This window comes from Thiohalocapsa sp., from assembly GCF_019695415.1.
Lineage (GTDB): Bacteria > Pseudomonadota > Gammaproteobacteria > Chromatiales > Chromatiaceae > Thiohalocapsa.
In genome coordinates, this window is the sequence record NZ_JAIFKJ010000095.1 from 1 (window position 1) to 3,300 (window position 3,300).

Annotated in this window: 2 protein-coding genes and 1 pseudogene; all 3 read right to left on the reverse strand. The window is 66.1% G+C overall.

All coding sequences use genetic code 11. The features are described 5' to 3' along the window. Positions 1–28: 28 nt before the first annotated feature. Positions 29–1,017 (reverse strand): annotated as a pseudogene (locus tag I6U14_RS01835) (adenosine kinase). A gap of 225 nt (positions 1,018–1,242) precedes the next feature. Then, positions 1,243–1,551, reverse strand: coding sequence for a Uma2 family endonuclease (locus I6U14_RS01840; protein ID WP_296896410.1), 309 nt, complete (start codon positions 1,549–1,551; stop codon positions 1,243–1,245). 33 nt (positions 1,552–1,584) lie between these two features. After that, positions 1,585–3,300: phosphoenolpyruvate synthase (gene ppsA / locus I6U14_RS01845; protein WP_296896412.1), on the reverse strand; the 1,716-nt coding region annotated here is incomplete at its 5' end.

Below are 3,300 nucleotides of genomic sequence, written 5' to 3' on the forward strand. Positions count from 1 at the left end.
CCGGTGGACCGTGGTCGCGCCAGCAAATTCAAGCGTGCTGCTTTAGAATGGCCAGGGATTCTTCTTTTGCGCTCCTAGGACCAAGGCTGGTGACGAGCTTGGCGGATGCCGCCGCCGCCAGGTCCCCGGCCCGCTGATGGCTCCAACCCTGCGTGAGCCCATAAAGGAAGGCGCCGGCAAACATATCACCGGCGCCCACCGTGTCAACGGGTTTCACCGGCACCGGGTCGATGTCGATGGCCTGCTCGCCGTCCCAGACCAGCGCGCCCTTGGGGCCGCGGGTGATGGCGAACTCGCGGGCGATGGTCTTCAGGTAGGCAACAGCATCGTCCAGGTTGTCTGCCTCGGCCATGCCCATGGCCTCTTCCTCGTTGGCGAAGACCATGTCGACGCGCTCGCCGATCATCTCTTTCAGACCATCCTTGAAGAACTTGACCATGTTCGGGTCGGACAGGGAGAGGGCCGTCTTGACGCCGGAGCGCTCGGCGAGCTTGCGGGCCTCGATGGCGGCGACGCGCGCGGTGTCTGATGTTACCAGGTAGCCTTCGGTATAGAACCACTTGGAGGCCGCCAGCGCCTCCTGATCCAGCTCGTGCAGCGACAGGTTGCCGCTGATGCCGAGGTAGGTGCACATGGTGCGGTCGGAGTCCGGCGTGACCAGCACCACGCAGCGGCCGGTGTCGCCGTCGTCCAAGAAGCTGGTGTCGCGGGTGGCCACCCGCCGTCGCAGAGGTCTTTGAGGTAGAAGTGGCCGAGCTCGTCGTCGGCCACCTTGCAGGAGTAATAGCCGGTGCCGCCGAACTGGCAGAGCGCGATCACGGAGTTGGCCGCGGAGCCGCCGGAGCCGCGCTGATGATGGCGCTCGCGCAGATGGTCCATGATGCGCAGCTGGTGCGCCTCGTCCACGAGCGTCATCACACCCTTGTCGATGTTCAGGTGCTCGAGATCCTCGGGCTGGACCTCGTACTCCATGTCCACCAGTGCGTTGCCCAGGGCGTAGACGTCGTACTTACTCATGCAATACCTCGTGCGTGCTGACAAACGCTCGGTATTGTCGCAGATTACGGCGGGGACTTCGCCCGGCATTGCCGGCGTGGGAGCGGCCTCTGGCCGCGACAGGCCCCACCTTGTGGCAGAAAAGGTGCCGGGCTCGAATGGCGCGCGGACCATGTCTGCGGTGATCGGCGCGAGCCGTTGTCGATCAGGCTCGTCGCAGGGCGATACAGCGTCCGCAGCTCGGAATCAAAGGGCAGGCTGCCAAATTCGCGTCAAATCGAGCTTCAGACCTTCCAGGACATCGTCACCGTCCAGGCTCGTGGGCGCGCTCAGCGTCACCGGTAGCGTCGCCGGTCGATAGATCCGTGCCTCCTGTGTCTCCGGGAGCAGCAGCCAACCCAGTCGCACGCCGTTCGCCCGGTACTCCTGCATCTTCTCGTCCAGTGTGACCGGATCATCGTTGGGCGAGGCCAGCTCCAGGACGAAATCCGGCGCCAGGGGCAGAAAACGATCCTTGTCGGTGCGGGTCAGTCGGGGCGGGATACTCGGGAACACTCAGCCACAACTCTAGCACTCTCCCCGGAGGCGTCAGCCTTTCCCCGCGTGCTCCGCCAAATACAGCCAGGTGTCGATGACGGTGTCCGGGTTCAGTGACACGCTCTCGATGCCCTCCTTGACCAGCCAGTCGGCGAAGTCGGCGTGGTCCGACGGCCCCTGGCCGCAGATGCCGACGTACTTGCCCTGCTTGCGGCAGGCCTGGATGGCCATGGACAGCATCGCCTTGACGGCCGGGTCGCGCTCGTCGAAGTCCGCGGCCACCAGGGCCGAGTCGCGGTCGATGCCGAGCGTGAGCTGGGTCATGTCGTTGGAGCCGATAGAGAAGCCGTCGAAGTGCTCCAGGAATTGCTCGGCGATCACGGCGTTGGAGGGGATCTCGCACATCATGATGAGCTTGAGGCCGTTCTCGCCGCGCTTCAGCCCCTGCTCGGCCAGTGCCTCGGTGACGGCCTTGGCCTGGCGCAGCGTGCGCACGAAGGGGATCATGATCTGCAGGTTGGTGAGGCCCATCTCGTCGCGGACGTATTTCAGTGCCTCACACTCCATGGCGAAGCACTCGCGGAAGTCGTCGGCCACATAGCGGCCGGCGCCGCGGAAGCCGATCATCGGGTTTTCTTCGCTCGGCTCGTAGCGTGGCCCGGCGACGAGATTGGCATACTCGTTGGACTTGAAATCGGACATGCGCACGATGACGGGGTTGGGCGCGAAGGCCGCCGCCAGCGTGCTGATACCCTCGGCGAGGCGCATGACGTAGAACTCGCGCGGCGACGGATAGGCCGCGATGCGCGGGCCGATCTCGGCCTTGAGGTCGTCCGGCAGGGCGTCGAACTCGAGCAGCGCCCTCGGGTGGATACCGATGGTGTTGTTGATGATGAACTCGAGCCGCGCGAGCCCGATGCCGGCATTCGGCGTCGCCGCGAAGGCAAAGGCCCGCTCCGGGTTGCCGACGTTCATCATCACCTTCACCGGCACCTCCGGCATCTTGTCGAGCTCGGCGGTCTTGTGCTCGAAGTCCAGGGCGCCCTGGTAGATGAAGCCGGTGTCGCCTTCCGCGCAGGAGACGGTCACCTCGGCGCCATCCGGGATGCGGTCGGTGGCGTCGTTGCAGCCCACAACGGCCGGCACGCCCAGCTCCCGGGCAATGATGGCGGCGTGGCAGGTGCGCCCGCCGCGGTTGGTGACGATGGCCGCCGCGCGCTTCATCACCGGCTCCCAGTCCGGGTCTGTCATGTCGGTGACGAGCACGTCGCCGGGCTGCACGTGGCCCATATCGCGAATGGACTCGACAACCCGCGCCTTGCCGGCACCGATGCGGTGGCCGATGCTGCGGCCGGTGGCGAGCACCTCCCCGCGCTCTTTCAGGTTGTAGCGCTCGATGACCTGGCCCGAGCGGCTCTGCACCGTCTCCGGGCGCGCCTGTACGACATAGAGCAGGCCGTCGGTGCCATCCTTCGCCCACTCGATATCCATGGGCCGGCCGTAGTGCTCCTCGATGAGCACGGCCTGGCGGGCGAGGTCTTCGACCTCGGCGTCGCTCACGCTGAAGCGCTGGCGGTCGGCCTCGGGCACATCCTCGGTCAGCACAGGCTCGTCTGCCCCGGCTTCCGCGTAAACCATGCGGATGGCCTTGTCGCCAACGCTGCGGCGCAGGATGGCCGGCCGGTCGGCGGCGAGGGTCGGCTTGTGCACATAGAACTCGTCCGGGTTCACGGCGCCCTGGACCACCATCTCGCCGAGGCCGTAGCT